The sequence below is a fragment of the Bradyrhizobium sp. ISRA430 genome, from assembly GCF_029909975.1.
Classification (GTDB): Bacteria; Pseudomonadota; Alphaproteobacteria; order Rhizobiales; family Xanthobacteraceae; genus Bradyrhizobium.
On record NZ_CP094516.1, the window covers coordinates 3,656,740 to 3,670,789 of the forward strand.

Below are 14,050 nucleotides of genomic sequence, written 5' to 3' on the forward strand. Positions count from 1 at the left end.
GTTCAATGGGCCAATGGATTTGGCCGCATCTGCACCTTGTAGACTTTGGGCGAGGCCTCCTTGCCGCCCTCTCCGTGGAAACTGGCGCGCGTTCCCGTCGTGGTCCACAAGCCGCGGCCTTTCCAGCCGGTGTCGGGATCATCGATCCGGCCATCGACATTCTTGGTGAAGAAGCCGAGCGGATATGGATTGCGCATGTTCACGAACTGGTCGTTGACCAGTGCGAGCAGCGACTCGCTGCCGTTGGCGCTTGCGATCGGCACGTTGGCGCCGAGTCCGAACGTGTTGTACCGATCCACCCAGACATAATAGGCGTGGTTGGCACTGCCGCCGGCATCGAGTCCCCTGAACTGCGGTCCGGGCATGCGCCAGGTCTTCCACCCCTCCGGACACTGCTTGCCGTCGGCCGTCGTCGGTCCGTTCAGCGGACCTTTGCACAGCTTGCGATCGAAGCGTGCGAGATGTCCGCTGGACAACACCGTCCACACCACGCCGTCCAGCCCGATGTCGAGGCCGCGCGGACCGAACGTGCCCTCCGGCGGCTGATACACTTCGGCCAGTGCGGTGTTGGCCGGGTCGGGTCCGGGCGTCACGCGAACGATGTAGCCGGGCTGATCGATGCGGGAGAAACCGCGGTCCATCGCCTGGCCCCAGATCGTATCGTCGACCGGGCTCGGCATGATGCCGTAGAAGGATGCGGCGATGCGCTTGTCCTTGGTCGGATCGACGGGATCCTTGTGCTCGACATAGGCATCGCGCTTGCCATTGCCATTGGTGTCGATGATCAGCGGCGTCCAGCCCTGCGATTTCACGTCGTCGAGAGTCTCACGATATTGTTTGGTGTTGAGCCAGCCGACGATGCCGCCGCCGAGGCCGGGACCGCCGGAGCTGGTCCACAATGTCTGGTTGGCATCGTCGTCGAAATAGAGGTGATGGGTCGTGAAGCAGGTGTTGATCAGGTCCCATTTGCCCGTCGCGGGATCGAAGCGCGACAATTGGCGCAATGATGTCGCTTGCGGCGCCACCTTCGCCGACGGCAGATCCGATCCCTGCTTGCAGTAGTCGGGATTGGCCGGCGGACGCAGACGCGCGGTGAACCAGACCTTGCCCTGCTCGTCCATCATGACGTTATGGATGCTGGTGTGGCCATCCCAGATCGGTTCGTCCCCCCAATAGGCCGAGGGTCCGCGCGGGGCATCGGTCGACGATGGCGTGTTCGGATCGAGATAGGGATGCTTGATGGTGCCGGCGACGTTCTTCACGGGATCGAGCGTCGGCACGAGATCGGAGCTCTCTTCCGACGATCCGTAGATCAGGCCATTGGCGTTGACGCGCGGGTTGCGCTTGTCGGTCGAGATCGCATCGTGCTGATAGCGCGTCGGCGCGGCCCAGTCCCACATCGTGAAGACGACATTGCGCTCGATGCCCTTAGGCCGCTCGGGCTTGTCGAACGGCAATTCGCCGGCCGCAATACGGTCGGTCCATTTCGAAAAGAGATCATAGACCTTCTCCGGGCCCATGCTGGCCAGCACCGTCGCCATGTATTCCTGCGCCTGGCCGGCCTGGGTGCGCATCGCCCATGCGGTGTGGGAGTCATAGCCCTCGGTGAACGCCTTCGGGATTTCGCGGATGCCGCGCGTGCCGAGCGCGTGGCAGGATTGGCACATGTTCTTGACCGTATCGACCCACTGGGCCTGCGACTTCATGGTCTCCGGCATCTTGTTGCCCTTGTCGCCGGTGCCCGGAAACTCCTCGGGCCTGGGGATGTCGAGCAGCGAATACCAATACATGCCGGGATAGTTCTGTGCGTCCTGCTTGGGCGAGGCCTGGGCGGCCTTGAAGTCCATCACCTTGCCTGGACGAGCGTCCTGCTGCGCCGTGTCTTGCAGGCCGTAGCCGCGGACCCAGACCTTGTAGTTGGCCGCGGGAAGGTCCGGGATGACGAACCGGCCCTGATCGTCGGTGACCACCACCTTCGCGTATTTGGTTGGCAGGTCCCTGGTCTCGGCAATCACCCAGACCCCGGCCTCCGCGCCCTTGTCGCTGGTCACCTGCCCGCCGATGTCATTGGCGGATATCTCGACAGTCGCCGCCATCGCGGCACCGGCATGCAACAGCGCCGTCGCGCCGAGATAGCCGGCAAGCATTCGCCTCAAGCTCATCGTTTTCTCCCATTCGTTCTACGTTTCGTCCGAGCCTCTTGGCAGGCTTATTCGGACTCGTCTCTCATGGTTTGAGCCGGTCGAAAAACTCTCGAACAATTCGCGCGCAAACGTCGCTCGGCACGCTGAATGGTTGTTGCATCACACGGCCATCAACTTGCCGACCTCATCAAGTCGTTCGAGATCGCCGATCTGTTCTATCAGCTTTTCGGCTCGGTCGGCACCCAGCACCGGCGCGCCCTTGCGATGCCGTCACGGCGGCGGTTGCGACTGCGGATTGCAGGAAACGTCGGCGCGACGGCTTCACTTTCTCCTCGATCAGGCCGGGACCGACATCTTTGCGATATCAGCCGCATTCGGCAGATGCTCGAGATTCCAGCAGGCATCCATGATCCGCCGGGTCGCCGCGGCCGGAAGGATGCCGTCGGCAAGGTCGGAGAACTTGGTCTCGAGCTGCTTGTCGGTCATCGGCACCTCGAAGCTGCCGATCGCGTGTTCGATATAGCGGTTCAGCTTGCGCCCGTCCTTGAGCACGATTGTCAAGTCGACCTGCTCCGGCTTGATGCCAGGGGTAATGACCGGAATCACCTGGTCACGCAGCGCGACCACGGTCGGATCCGTCACGGCACGGTCGCTGAATTGCTTCTCGCCGCCGGCGCCCTCGACGATCGCAACCGCGACCGCGTGATAGACGCTGAACTTGCCCTCGAGGCCTTGATGCGGCGTCTTCTTGCCGGTGAGCTCGAGCACGAGCGGATGGACCTTCAAATCGACACGCTCGATCTGATCGGCGGTCAGCTTGTTCTGGTTGCGAAGCTGGATCGCGGCGTCGATCGCCGGATGCAAGACGATTCCGCAGGCGAACGGCTTGTAGGTATTGAGTGCGGCCTCGTAGCGCTTGCCGAGGTCGCCCAGGATCTCGCCATAGTCCTGCTTGGTGCTGATCGTGTTGGCCCAGCCGCGCTTGGCCTCGATCATCGCGCCTGACGAGGTGAAATTCTTCGACGCCAGGATCGCCGCGAAGATGCCGTTCGCAGCGGCGCGGCCAGGATTGAAGCTCTTGTTCATCGAGCCGAAGGATTCGCGCAGACCCACCGGCTGGGACGCCGCAAGGCCGAGCGCCCAGGTCATCTGCTGCTCGTTCAGCTTGAGCAGCTTGCCCACCGCGGCAACTGAACCGAACACGCCCGCTGTGCCGGTGATGTGCCAGCCGACATCGTAGTGGTTCGGGTAGACCGAGTTGCCGATCCGGCACTCGGTCTCGACGCCGAGCACGAGCGCGTTCAGGAACTCCTTGCCCGAGACGGCTTGCATCTCCGATATCGCGAGGATCGCCGAGGCGACCGGACCGGCGGGATGGATGATCGTCTTCAGATGGGTGTCGTCATAGTCGAAGATGTGGCTCGACACGCCGTTGATGAAGGCCGCGTTCATGATGTCGAATCGCTCGCGCCGCCCGAACAGGGAGGCCTGCTGCGGACCCGAGAACGGACCGAGCGCCGCGACCGCGATGTCGACCGTCTCGTGACGCGATCCGCCGATCGCGACGCCAACCCAGTTCAACAGTGTGCGGACGCCTTCCTTCCGGACGTTTGCCGGCAGATCGTCATAGCTCGCCGTGACGAGATAATGCGCGAGCCTGCGCGTGACCTCTTTGGGCGGCGCTGCCGCTGGCGCCGCGACCGGGGCTTGCGCGAGAGCGGCATTGGCGCTGGCCGTGGCGAGCGGCAGCGCGGCGGCGGCCTGCAGCAGGGTCCTGCGATCAGTTGGCATAGGCTGCCTCCCGAACCTTCATCGAAACCAGTTTGGCCGCGAGGCGGACAGAGCTTTCGAGCGCGCCGGTGTTGGCCACGCCCTTGCCGACGATGTCGAACGCCGTACCATGCGACGGCGTGGTGAAAACGGTATCGAGACCGGCGGTGACGGTGACACCGCGGTTGAATCCGCGCAGCTTGGTCGCGATCTGGCCCTGGTCGTGATACATCGCGACCACACTGTCGAACTCGCCGGCGAAGGCGCGGATATAGACGGTATCGGCGGGATAAGGCCCGCTGCAGGCGATACCCGTCTTCGCGGCCGCCTCCACGGTAGGCCTGATCATCTCGATCTCGTCGCGGCCGAACAGACCGCCCTCGCCGGCATGCGGGTTGAGCGCGGCGACCGCGATGCGCGGCTTGGCGACGCCAGCCTTGCGCATCATGCGGTCGACCAGCTCGATCGCATCGGTGATGCTTTCCGGATTGATGCCCTCCAGCGCCTCGCGCAGCGATTGATGCCCGGTGACGCGCGACATCCACTGGCCGTCCAGCACGTTCATCTCGGAGAAATAGGAGGTGTGGCCGAGCAGGCTCGCGAACATCTTGTGCTCGTCGGGAAACTTCCAGCCGCCGTCGAACATCGCGCGCTTGTTCAGCGGCGCGAAGGTGATCGCATCGACTTCGCCGGCCTTGGCGAAGTCGATCGCGCGCGACAGCGTCTCGCCGGTCAGACGGCCGGACTCGGCGCTGGCCTTGCCGAGCGGGAATTTCGACGGGTCAGTGTTGCCGAGATCGGCGAGCTGCACCGTGCCGCGGCCCCAAGACGCGGCCTTCGGCGAAGCAATCCGCTCGATCTTCAACTTCACGCCGGCATGCGCCATCCCCATCTCGAGCACGCGGGCGTCACCGACCACGACGAGGCGCGCCACGTCGGCGAGGCGGTCGTCGGAGAGGATACGCACGGTCTGCTCGGGGCCGATGCCAGTGCAATCGCCCGGGGTCAGTGCGATGACCGGGAGTTCATTGGTGTTGGTAGCCATTGATCCTTACTTCACTGCTTGGGTTTGAGCGGCGGACTGGGCCCAGTCCTCGCGGTTGAATTCGCCGTCCCATTTGGCGACGACGATCGAGGCGACCGCGTTGCCGATGGTGTTGGTGATGGCGCGTGCCAGCGACATGAAACGGTCGATACCGAGCAGCAGCGCCAGGCCTTCCGCCGGCAGCCCGGCGGCCACCACGGTGGCCGCGAGCGCGGCAAAGGCGCCGCCCGTGACGCCGGCGGCGCCCTTGCTGGTGAACAGCATCACCACGAACAGGCTCAGTTGCTGCGCGGCGGTCAGCTCGATGCCGTAGACCTGGGCGACGAAGATCGTGCTGAGCGGCAGCGTCAGCGCGACGCCGTCGAGGTTGAAGGAATAGCCGGAGGGGATGACGAGGCCCGCCACCGCACGCCCGACACCCGCCTTCGGCAGCTTTTCCATCATGCCGGGGATGGCGGTTTCCGAAGACGACGTGCCGAGCACGACGAGCAGTTCGGTGCGGAGCAGGCGCAACAGGTCCATCAGGCGTATGCCGGCAAGGCGGCAGATCGCGCCGAGAACGACGAAAATGAAGAACGCCATCATCGCCCAGGCGGTGCCAACCAGCAGCGCCAGCGCATAGAGCGTCGCGGCGCCGAACTTCGCCACCGTAAAAGCCATCGCGCCGAAGGCCCCGATCGGCGCCAGCGCGACAACGACATGGACGACGCTGAAGATGAGCTCGGTAAGCTTCTCCAGCCCTGAGCGCAGCGGCACGGCCTTCTCGCCGAGCAGCAACAGCCCGATGCCACACAGCAGCGCGAGCACGAGAACCTGGAGCACATCGCCGCTCGCGAACGCGCCGACAAAGCTCTCCGGAATCATGTGCTGGATGTAGACCGAGAGCGAGCCGACATGGGCCTGCGAATAGCGGGCAACGGTCTCCGCCTGCTGCGCGGTGGCGTGGGCGACGCCCGCGCCGGGCTGGACCCAGCGCACGACCACGAAGCTGATCAACAAGCAGAGGGTCGTCACCGCCTCGAAGTAGGCGAAGGCCTTGAGGCCGATGCGGCCCACCGCCTTCATGTCGCCGACCTGCGCGATGCCGGTGACCACGACCAGGAAGATCAGTGGCGCGATCGTCATCTTGATCAGCGAGATGAAGCTGTCGCCGAGCGGCTTGAACTCGACCGCCACGGTCGGAAGCAGAAAGCCGAACAGCGCGCCGAGCGCCGCACCGGCCACGACCAGGACATACTGCTCGCGCCAGAGCGGCTTGCGCCGCCGCTCGGCGATCGACCTCGGGATGGGCTCAGACAACGGAGTTGCGGCGACCTGCAATTTGCTTTCCTCCAAGCGCAATCGTCGCGCCATGCGGGATGGCGCCTTGTTCTGGTTTTGCGATGCCATTTACATTGGACCAGCGGCGCATCAGGCGCTAATGCCGTATCGGAATGATTTGAGGACAAAACGTCATTATGGACCTGATCTGGCTGGAGGACTTCCTTGCCATCGCCGAGGAGGGCGGGTTCTCCCGCGCCGCCGAGCGCCGGCACGTGACCCAGCCGGCGCTGAGCCGCCGCATCAGGTCGCTCGAGGAGTGGCTGGGCACGCCGCTGTTCGAGCGTTCAACCCACACGATCACGCTGACGGCTGCCGGCGAAAGCTTTCGTCCCGTCGCCGAAGACGTGTTGCGCCGCGTCCTGGTCGGGCGGGAGGAAGCCCTCGAAGTGGCGCGGCTGAAAGCCGAGACCATCACCTTCGCGGCCACGCACGCGCTGTCGCAGACGTTCTTTCCGGAATGGATCCGCAGCTCGGACAGCGCGCGGGCCGGCTCCGCCGTTCAGCTCGTCGCCTCCAATTTCGCCGGCTGCGAAAAGCTGCTGCTGGATGCACAGGCGCATTTCCTGCTGGCGCACTATCATCCCTCCCTGGTAAGCCGGCTCGACATGGATCGCTTCCTGCGGATCGAACTTTCGACCGACATGCTGATCCCGATCAGCGCGCCCATGACGAAGCCGGGCCGCGGCGGACGGCGCAGCAAGGCAAAGCCGCGCTACGCCCTGCCCGGCGCATCCGGCGCGCCGCTGCCTTATCTCGCCTATCATCCGGGTTCGGGCGTGGGACGCCTCGTCACATCGTTCCTGGCGGCGAAGGATCCCGCCGCCTGGCTCGTTCCGAGCTTCGCAGCACCGGTCATGCTGCTGATCGACATGGCGCGCGAGGGACGTGGCGTGACGTGGGCGCCGATGGGCCTCGTCGGCGCCGATCTCGACAGCGGCCGACTGCTACGTGCAGGCGGTGCGGAGTGGGAAATTCCGATCGGCATCTCGCTGTTCCGTCCGCGCGCCCGCATGACCCGCGCCGCCGAGAACTTCTGGAATGTCGTGCGCAAGGGCCGGCCGGCCGGAAAAGCCGCCGCCGCGCCGCGGACCAGGTGACGGCGTCTCGTCCCAACCTCAGTCCGTTTGCTCCTTGTTTCGACCGTGGCGCAGCAGCGGCCTTGAACATCTTGACACCGACTTTCCGCTGAATATTTTTCTCGCCGAGAAATCTCTTTCTCACCTTCAATAATCAAAGGACTTGAACGCGACCGTCTGGAGAGACGATGATGCTCGATGAGAATTTGGCCCGTATTCGCGCGCACCGTAACAACATCCACCGCTACCGACGACTGCTGAAGACCAGGCTGGCAGAGATAGAACGCCAGTTCATCGAGAGACGTTTCGCAGAAGAGCAGTCGGCGCTTGATAGCCTGACCGCGGCGACCTTTCCCGTGACCTTCCGCTCTTCCAAGCCGCCGATTGACGCGACCGGAGCTGCGCAATGAACACAGACCGAGACCTGCTCATTCGAGGCAGCGAGAAGGTGATCGGGCATTACGAATTCCTTCTTGCAAACGCGAAAGCCGATCATGAACGCAAACTCTATCGCCAGCGGATCGAGCGTGAGCGGCGGCTGATCAGCGACCTACAGGGCGAGGCTCCACATCGCGCGGCTTGAGGCGAAGCTCGTCCCTGCGCGCTGGCGAAGCCTGCAAGAAGAACAAACAGCCCAGGCGCCTGGACTCGGCTGGGCAGCACGATTGCCAGAACGGCCGGCGACAGCGTCACACGCGCTTCCAGTCCGCGGCGGCCCAAGGCCGCCGCAATCGCATCGATACACCGCCGCCGCGCGGCGGGTCGTCGTCATTGTCGCCGTCGAGCTGCCGCAGGGCCGAAAGAATGTCGGCCAGTCGGATCGTGCAACGCATGCCCGGAATTTCGCGCAAGGCGGGATAGGATTCGACGGCGTACATGTCGGACGCCCAGGACGACAGGATGATCCGCTTCTCCGGCGCGGAAAGGTCCGCTGCATTCAGGACGTCGGTGGGGGATTCGTAATGGGCCGCGGGATGAAGCAGCGGGCCTAGGTTGCTGGCATTGGTGTTGATGTCGGTCATCGGCAATGCCTCCCTCAACGCTCCTTTCCAAGGGATGGGTTTGGGTGACGATTGGACGGCGGCGCCGACGCCGCCGTCTGTGATTTGTGCTAGTGCGTGCTGATGGCGATGCGCTTGACGGCTGCCTGCGCCTTCTCCGATTTCGGCAACGAGATAGTCAGGACACCGTCCTTAAACGACGCCTCGGCCTTGTCTTCGTCGACGTCCTCAAGCGGAATCTGCCGCTCGAAGGCGCCGTAGTAGCGCTCGGTGAAGTATTTGCCTTCATCCTTGTGCTCATCCTTCTTCTCGCCGCGGATCGTCAGGACGCCATTGGTGATTTCGATCTGGACGTCCTTCTCCGTCATCCCGGGCAGCTCCGCCGAGATCGTCAGCGTCTTGTCGGTGTCGCTGAGTTCGATCCTTGGCCAGCCGAGGCGCCCCTTCATCAGCGGCAGGCCGGATCCGCCGAAGCCCCGGAACACGTCGTCGAACAGACGGTTCATCTCGCGATGCAGCGTCATGAACGGATCGTAGCTGTCCCGCGCCTGCGCAAGCTCCTGGTTTCTCGACCAGGGAATAAGATCGCGAATAGCCATGGTGTTCTCCTTCGTTCAACGGTCTCGAGAGCGCCGAGGCCACATGCCGTCCACGCTCCTAAGACAACGCTTTGGACGAGCCTAAGCTGCTTTCTGCTGCTCGATCTGCGACGTAGGAGACGTGCCGCTCGCAATCTCGATGCGCCGCGGCTTCATGGCCTCCGGAACCTCGCGGACGAGATCGATGATCAGGAGCCCGTCCTGGAAGGATGCCTGCTTCACCTGAACATAGTCGGCGAGGTTGAACACGCGCCGGAACGGACGCGCGGCGATGCCGTGGTACAGATATTCGTGCGCGCTGGTCTCGGGCTTCTGGCCCTCGATGATGAGCGCGTTCTGTTCCGCCGTCACGGTGATATCGCCAACGCCACGGCAAGGCTGATCCGGTAGTGATCCTCGCCGGAACGCTCGATGTTGTAGGGGGGATAATTGTCCTCGGTCGCCTGACGCAACGTGCTGTCGACGAGATCGGCCAGATGATCAAAGCCGATGGTCGAGCGCCACAGGGGGGCGAAGTCAAAGGTGGTCCTCATAACCAAGTCCTCCAAAGAGCAAGCTGGATACGAAGGGACGCAAGACAGGGTCTCAGACGGGGTCCGAAGACACCAGTCCGGCGCCCGCGCCGGACCCGATCTGGCGTCCGGCACGCCGCTCTCGCGGCGAAAATCCACTTAGAAAACCGGAAATCGATTTCAAGAGGTCCGGCGAAGATTTTTTTGACGCCAGGTCAGCAAGGAGTAAGCCGATCGGCACCCCGTTGCGGGTCGCCCCCAAGGGCAGCGGCTGGCGGGGGATCGTGCGAAGCCAAGACCGGGAGCAAGAGATGCGCTGCACAAGAAGGCGAGGACAGGGTCTTGCAGCCATCGAGATGACCATCGCGCTGCTGATTGGGGCACGGTTATGTGCGGCGCACGCTGATGAGGTATCGATCGCGCCCGCGGAGCTGAAAGCGGTCGGCACGATCGATTCGCGCTTCCAGTCCTACAACATCGAGATGGTGGAGGTGACCGGTGGACGGTTCTGGAAACCTTATCCGCGCTGGCAGCGCGCATTCGATGCGCGCAATCGTTACAGCTATAGACCACCGACTGATCTCGCCAGCCCGCGTCTGCGCATGCTCGCAGCCGCGCTGTCGCCGGCCTATATGCGCGTCAGCGGCACCTGGGCCAATGCGACCTTCCTTGCCGACACGGAAACCCCTCCCGCGAAACCGCCTGCCGGATTCGACGCCGTGCTCAGCCGCGCGCGGTGGCGCGGCGTCGTCGATTTCGCGCGTGCGGCCGATGCGGAAATCGTGACTTCCTTCGCAGTCAGTCCCGGCAGCCGCGATCGCAACGGCGTGTGGACGCCGGATCAGGCGCAACGCCTGGTCGATTTCACGCATTCGCTCGGCGGCCACATCGCGGCGGCCGAATTCATGAACGAGCCGACGCTTGCGGCCGATAACGGCGCACCGCCGGGATATGACGCGAACGCCTATGGCCGCGACTTCAGGATGTTTCGCGCGTGGATGAAGCGCGCCGCGCCGGAGACGCTGATCGTCGGTCCCGCCTCGGTCGGCGACACCGCCTCACAATCCGCATCGGGCATCACCACGCGCGATCTGCTCGCCGCGTCCGGCCCCGGCGTCGATCGCTTCTCCTATCATCACTACAACACGATCTCGCCGCGCTGCGGCGGCCGTGATGATCCGAGGCAGGCGCTCAAAGAGGAATGGCTCTCCCGTACTGATGCGACACTGGCGGTCTACCGCGCCTTGCGCGACGCGTTCGAGCCGGGCAAGCCGATCTGGCTGACCGAGACGGCGAATGCGGCCTGCGGCGGCGACCGCTGGGACAAGACGTTTCTCGACACGTACCGCTATCTCGACCAGCTCGGACGCCTCGCAAGAGCCGGCGTCCAGGTGGTGATGCACAATACGCTCGCGGCCAGTGATTACGGCCTGCTGGATGAGACGACCTTCCGCCCCCGCCCGAACTACTGGGCCGCGCTGCTCTGGCACCGCCTGATGGGAACGACGGTGCTCGATGCGGGCGCGGCCGCCGCGCCCGGTCTTCACGTCTACGCGCATTGCCATCCCGCTTCGCGCGGCGCGGTCACGCTGCTCGCGATCAATATCTCGCGCGACACCTCGCACTCGCTGGTCCTGCCACTTCCGTCCGAACGCTACACGCTTCGCGCGGCGCGGCTGCGAGGCGCGACGGCGCAACTGAACGGCGGGACGCTCGCGCTCGCGGCAGGCGACCGATTGCCTGATATTGCGGGTCTGCCGACGGCGCCAGGTGCAGTCCGCCTCGCGCCGGCAACCATCACCTTCCTGGTGGTGCCGGGCGCGGCAAACCCAGCATGCCCTTAGCGGCGCTCACGACCTGAGCGAATCGCGCGCCGTCTCCGGTGCTATTAGGGTCGCGATGATGGTGATCACCGAGAGCGCGATGATGTAGAGCGAGACCGCCCAGTACGAGCCGGCCCAGGCGAGCAGCGCCGCTGCGATCAGCGGCGAGAAGCCGCCACTGAGTGCGGCCGCGACATTAGCCCCTAACGAAGCGCCGCTGTAGCGCACCTGGGTGCGGAACAATTCGGGCATGAACGCCGCCTTCGGTCCGAATAGCAGCGCATGCGTCAGCGTCATCGTCACGACGAGGGCGAGTGTGATCAGGGCCGGCTCCCTTGTGTCGAGGAACCAGAACAGCGGAAACGCGAGCGCGACGGAAAAGACGCCGCCGGCCAGGTAGAGCGCCTTGCGGCCAAAAATGTCGGAGAGCCAGCCGGCGAGCGGGAGTGTCGCGAACTCGACGATCGCGGCGTAGACCACCGCATCCAGGATCACCTGGCGCGGCAGCCCGAGCTTGGTCGTGGCGTAGACCACGGTGAACACGGTGAGCAGATAGGCCAGCCCTACTTCCGAGACGGTGATGCCGATCGCGAGCAGGAAGCTGCGCCAGTCGCGGCGCAGCACTTCCCACACCGGCTGCGCCAGGACCTTCTTGCGCTCGACCACCTCCTTGAAGTGCGGGGTCTCCGCGAGCTTCAGCCGCACGATGAAGCCGATGCCGACGAGCAGGATGCTGATCAGAAACGGCACGCGCCAGCCCCAGCTCAGGAAATCCGCTTCTGGCAGTTTCGTCATGAGGGCGAAGATGCCGGTGGAGGCGGCTACCCCGACGGGAAACCCGATCTGAACCAGACTGCCATAGAAGCCGCGGCGGTTGCCGGCATGCTCGATCACCATGACGACCGCCCCGCTCCATTCGCCGCCGAGCCCGATGCCCTGGATGAAGCGCAGGATGACGAGGAAGATCGGCGCCCAAACGCCGATCTGGCTGTAGGTCGGCAGGCAGCCGATCAGGAAGGTGCCGAGCCCCATCGCGATCATGGTCACCACCAGCATGGCTTTGCGGCCGAGCCGGTCGCCGTAATGTCCGATGATGGCGCCGCCGATCGGGCGCGCGACGAAGCCGACCGCATAGGTCGAGAACGCCGCGAGTGTGCCGACGAAGGGATCGAAGCTCGGAAAGAACAGCTTGTTGAGCACGAGCGCTGCGGCCGTGCCGTAGATCAGGAAGTCGTACCACTCGATCGCGGTGCCGAGCGCGCTCGCCCAGACCACATGCGCCGTCGTCGATTTCTCCGTCGCGGCGGCGACCTCCGTTGCTGCCGTCATGCCCTGCCCCAGATTGCCGGCAGGCATCATGGCCAATCACGAAGTTGGTTGCAACTTGCTCAGGCATCGACGTCTGGTCGTCCTAGCGGCAGCCGTCTGCTCGCGCACCCCGGAACCGCCCGATTCGCCATTGACAAACTAATTTGCCAATATCTAATTTACCGCCAACTCCATACCTGCCGCAAGACGCGGACATAAAGAGAGGGAACGACGATGAGAGGGCTTTTGGCCTGCGCCGTGGTCGCGGCCATGACTTCGACGGCGATGACGACGGCGGCACATGCGCAGGTCTCCGACGACGTGGTGCGGATCGGCGTGTTGACGGATTTGTCGAGCTGGGGCCGCGACAACAGCGGGCCGGGCTCGGTCGAGGCCGCCAAGATGGCGGTGGAGGAATTCGGGCCGACCGTGCTCGGCAAGCCGATCGAGATCATCAGCGCCGACCATCAGATGAAGACCGACGTCGGCGTGCAGATCGTGCGCGGCTGGTTCGACAACGGCAAGGTCGATGCGGTCGTCGACATCCCGAACTCCGGCATCGCGATCGCCGTCCACAACATGGTGCGCGAGCGCAACAAGATCGCCCTACTCTCCGGTCCGGGCGCAAGCTCGCTGACGGACGAGCTGTGCAGCCCGAACACCGTGCATTTCACCTACGACACCTACGCGCTGTCGAAGGTGACCGCCTCTGCCGTGATCAAGGAAGGCGGCAAGTCCTGGTACTTCATCACCGCCGACTACGCCTTCGGCCAGCAGCTCGAGAAGGACGCGACGCGCTTCATCAACGAGATGGGCGGCAAGGTGCTCGGCGGCGTGCGGCATCCGACCAACACGGCCGACTTCTCCTCCTTCGCGCTGCAGGCGCAAAGCTCCAAGGCCGACGTGGTGGCCTTCGCCAATGCCGGCCAGGACACCGATAACGCGATCAAGCAGTCCGGCGAGTTCGGCCTGGTGCAGGGCGGCCAGAAGCTCGTCGGCCTCTTGATGTTCGACACCGACGTGCACGCGATCGGCCTCAAGGCCGCGCAGGGCACCTACATGACCACGGCCTCCTACTGGAACATGGACGAAGCGACCCGCGCCTGGTCGAAGAAATTCTATGAGCGCACCAAGGTGATGCCGACGATGATCCAGACTGGCGTCTACGGTTCGGTGCTGCACTATCTGAAAGGCATCAAGGCCGCCGGCACCGACGATCCCGCCAAGGTGATGGCGAAGATGCGCGAGCTGCCGATCGAGGATATCTTCGTCCATGGCGGCAAGTTGCGCGAGGACGGCCGCGTCATCCGCGACATGTATCTCGCCAAGGTGAAGTCGCCCGAGCAGTCCAAGGAACCCTGGGACTACCTCGATATCGTCAAGACCGTGAAGGGCGAGGATGCCTTCCGTCCGGTCTCCGAGTCCAAGTGTCCGCTCTTGAAGAAGTGA

At 64.3% G+C, this 14,050-nt stretch carries 12 protein-coding genes and 1 pseudogene; 5 read left to right on the plus strand and 8 right to left on the minus strand.

Annotated features, from left to right (window positions below; all coding sequences use genetic code 11):
• Positions 1-2: 2 nt before the first annotated feature.
• The 4 genes from MTX21_RS17440 to MTX21_RS17455 form a co-directional block, all read right to left on the minus strand.
• On the minus strand, positions 3-2,162 hold the full coding sequence (locus MTX21_RS17440; protein ID WP_280966009.1) for a carboxypeptidase-like regulatory domain-containing protein: 2,160 nt from the start codon (positions 2,160-2,162) through the stop codon (positions 3-5).
• Positions 2,163-2,480: 318 nt separating this feature from the next.
• Positions 2,481-3,935: an MmgE/PrpD family protein gene (locus MTX21_RS17445; protein ID WP_280966010.1), complete on the minus strand. Its 1,455-nt coding sequence runs from the start codon at positions 3,933-3,935 to the stop codon at positions 2,481-2,483.
• Positions 3,925-4,959 (minus strand): 4-hydroxythreonine-4-phosphate dehydrogenase PdxA, encoded by a 1,035-nt coding sequence (locus MTX21_RS17450; protein ID WP_280966011.1) that lies wholly within the window; start codon positions 4,957-4,959, stop codon positions 3,925-3,927. Before MTX21_RS17450 ends, MTX21_RS17445 begins: the two co-directional genes overlap by 11 nt.
• 6 nt (positions 4,960-4,965) lie before the next feature.
• On the minus strand, positions 4,966-6,258 hold the full coding sequence (locus tag MTX21_RS17455) for a cation:dicarboxylase symporter family transporter (RefSeq protein ID WP_280966012.1): 1,293 nt from the start codon (positions 6,256-6,258) through the stop codon (positions 4,966-4,968).
• 158 nt (positions 6,259-6,416) lie between these two features.
• Here MTX21_RS17455 and MTX21_RS17460 point away from each other — a divergent pair, with 158 nt between their 5' ends.
• The 3 genes from MTX21_RS17460 to MTX21_RS17470 all read left to right on the plus strand — a co-directional run bounded on the left by MTX21_RS17460 (position 6,417) and on the right by MTX21_RS17470 (position 7,941).
• Positions 6,417-7,379 carry a LysR family transcriptional regulator gene (locus MTX21_RS17460; RefSeq protein WP_280966013.1) on the plus strand — a complete coding sequence of 321 codons (963 nt, stop codon included), beginning with the start codon at positions 6,417-6,419 and terminating at the stop codon, positions 7,377-7,379.
• A 170-nt stretch (positions 7,380-7,549) separates the two neighbouring features.
• The gene (locus MTX21_RS17465; RefSeq protein ID WP_280971083.1) at positions 7,550-7,768 is read left to right on the plus strand and encodes a hypothetical protein; all 219 of its coding nucleotides are present in this window, start codon (positions 7,550-7,552) and stop codon (positions 7,766-7,768) included.
• A complete protein-coding gene (locus MTX21_RS17470) occupies positions 7,765-7,941 on the plus strand; it encodes a hypothetical protein (protein WP_280966014.1) in 177 nt (58 codons plus the stop codon). Before MTX21_RS17465 ends, MTX21_RS17470 begins: the two co-directional genes overlap by 4 nt.
• A gap of 106 nt (positions 7,942-8,047) precedes the next feature.
• On the opposite strand, the gene MTX21_RS17475 is transcribed toward MTX21_RS17470, so the two are convergent.
• The 3 genes and pseudogenes from MTX21_RS17475 to MTX21_RS17485 form a co-directional block, all read right to left on the minus strand.
• Positions 8,048-8,380 carry a hypothetical protein gene (locus MTX21_RS17475; RefSeq protein WP_280966015.1) on the minus strand — a complete coding sequence of 111 codons (333 nt, stop codon included), beginning with the start codon at positions 8,378-8,380 and terminating at the stop codon, positions 8,048-8,050.
• Between the two features lie 89 nt (positions 8,381-8,469).
• On the minus strand, positions 8,470-8,958 hold the full coding sequence (locus MTX21_RS17480; RefSeq protein ID WP_280966016.1) for an Hsp20/alpha crystallin family protein: 489 nt from the start codon (positions 8,956-8,958) through the stop codon (positions 8,470-8,472).
• A gap of 81 nt (positions 8,959-9,039) precedes the next feature.
• A pseudogene (locus MTX21_RS17485) lies at positions 9,040-9,491 on the minus strand (Hsp20 family protein).
• Between the two features lie 290 nt (positions 9,492-9,781).
• On the opposite strand from MTX21_RS17485, the gene MTX21_RS17490 reads away from it, so the two are divergent.
• Positions 9,782-11,314 carry a hypothetical protein gene (locus MTX21_RS17490; RefSeq protein ID WP_280966017.1) on the plus strand — a complete coding sequence of 511 codons (1,533 nt, stop codon included), beginning with the start codon at positions 9,782-9,784 and terminating at the stop codon, positions 11,312-11,314.
• Between the two features lie 6 nt (positions 11,315-11,320).
• Here MTX21_RS17490 and MTX21_RS17495 read toward each other — a convergent pair whose 3' ends face one another.
• Positions 11,321-12,622 carry an MFS transporter gene (locus MTX21_RS17495; protein ID WP_280966018.1) on the minus strand — a complete coding sequence of 434 codons (1,302 nt, stop codon included), beginning with the start codon at positions 12,620-12,622 and terminating at the stop codon, positions 11,321-11,323.
• A gap of 213 nt (positions 12,623-12,835) precedes the next feature.
• On the opposite strand from MTX21_RS17495, the gene MTX21_RS17500 reads away from it, so the two are divergent.
• Complete coding sequence (locus MTX21_RS17500; RefSeq protein WP_280966019.1) at positions 12,836-14,050, plus strand: ABC transporter substrate-binding protein; 1,215 nt, start codon at positions 12,836-12,838, stop codon at positions 14,048-14,050.

Bases quoted from the DNA above. Each gene is read 5' to 3' on its own strand.
- MTX21_RS17440 (WP_280966009.1), bottom strand. From the start codon at position 2,162: ATGAGCTTGAGGCGAATGCTTGCCGGCTATCTCGGCGCGACGGCGCTG.
- MTX21_RS17445 (WP_280966010.1), bottom strand. From the start codon at position 3,935: ATGCCAACTGATCGCAGGACCCTGCTGCAGGCCGCCGCCGCGCTGCCG.
- MTX21_RS17450 (WP_280966011.1), bottom strand. From the start codon at position 4,959: ATGGCTACCAACACCAATGAACTCCCGGTCATCGCACTGACCCCGGGC.
- MTX21_RS17460 (WP_280966013.1), top strand. From the start codon at position 6,417: ATGGACCTGATCTGGCTGGAGGACTTCCTTGCCATCGCCGAGGAGGGC.
- MTX21_RS17465 (WP_280971083.1), top strand. From the start codon at position 7,550: ATGCTCGATGAGAATTTGGCCCGTATTCGCGCGCACCGTAACAACATC.
- MTX21_RS17470 (WP_280966014.1), top strand. From the start codon at position 7,765: ATGAACACAGACCGAGACCTGCTCATTCGAGGCAGCGAGAAGGTGATC.
- MTX21_RS17475 (WP_280966015.1), bottom strand. From the start codon at position 8,380: ATGACCGACATCAACACCAATGCCAGCAACCTAGGCCCGCTGCTTCAT.
- MTX21_RS17480 (WP_280966016.1), bottom strand. From the start codon at position 8,958: ATGGCTATTCGCGATCTTATTCCCTGGTCGAGAAACCAGGAGCTTGCG.
- MTX21_RS17490 (WP_280966017.1), top strand. From the start codon at position 9,782: ATGCGCTGCACAAGAAGGCGAGGACAGGGTCTTGCAGCCATCGAGATG.
- MTX21_RS17495 (WP_280966018.1), bottom strand. From the start codon at position 12,622: ATGACGGCAGCAACGGAGGTCGCCGCCGCGACGGAGAAATCGACGACG.
- MTX21_RS17500 (WP_280966019.1), top strand. From the start codon at position 12,836: ATGAGAGGGCTTTTGGCCTGCGCCGTGGTCGCGGCCATGACTTCGACG.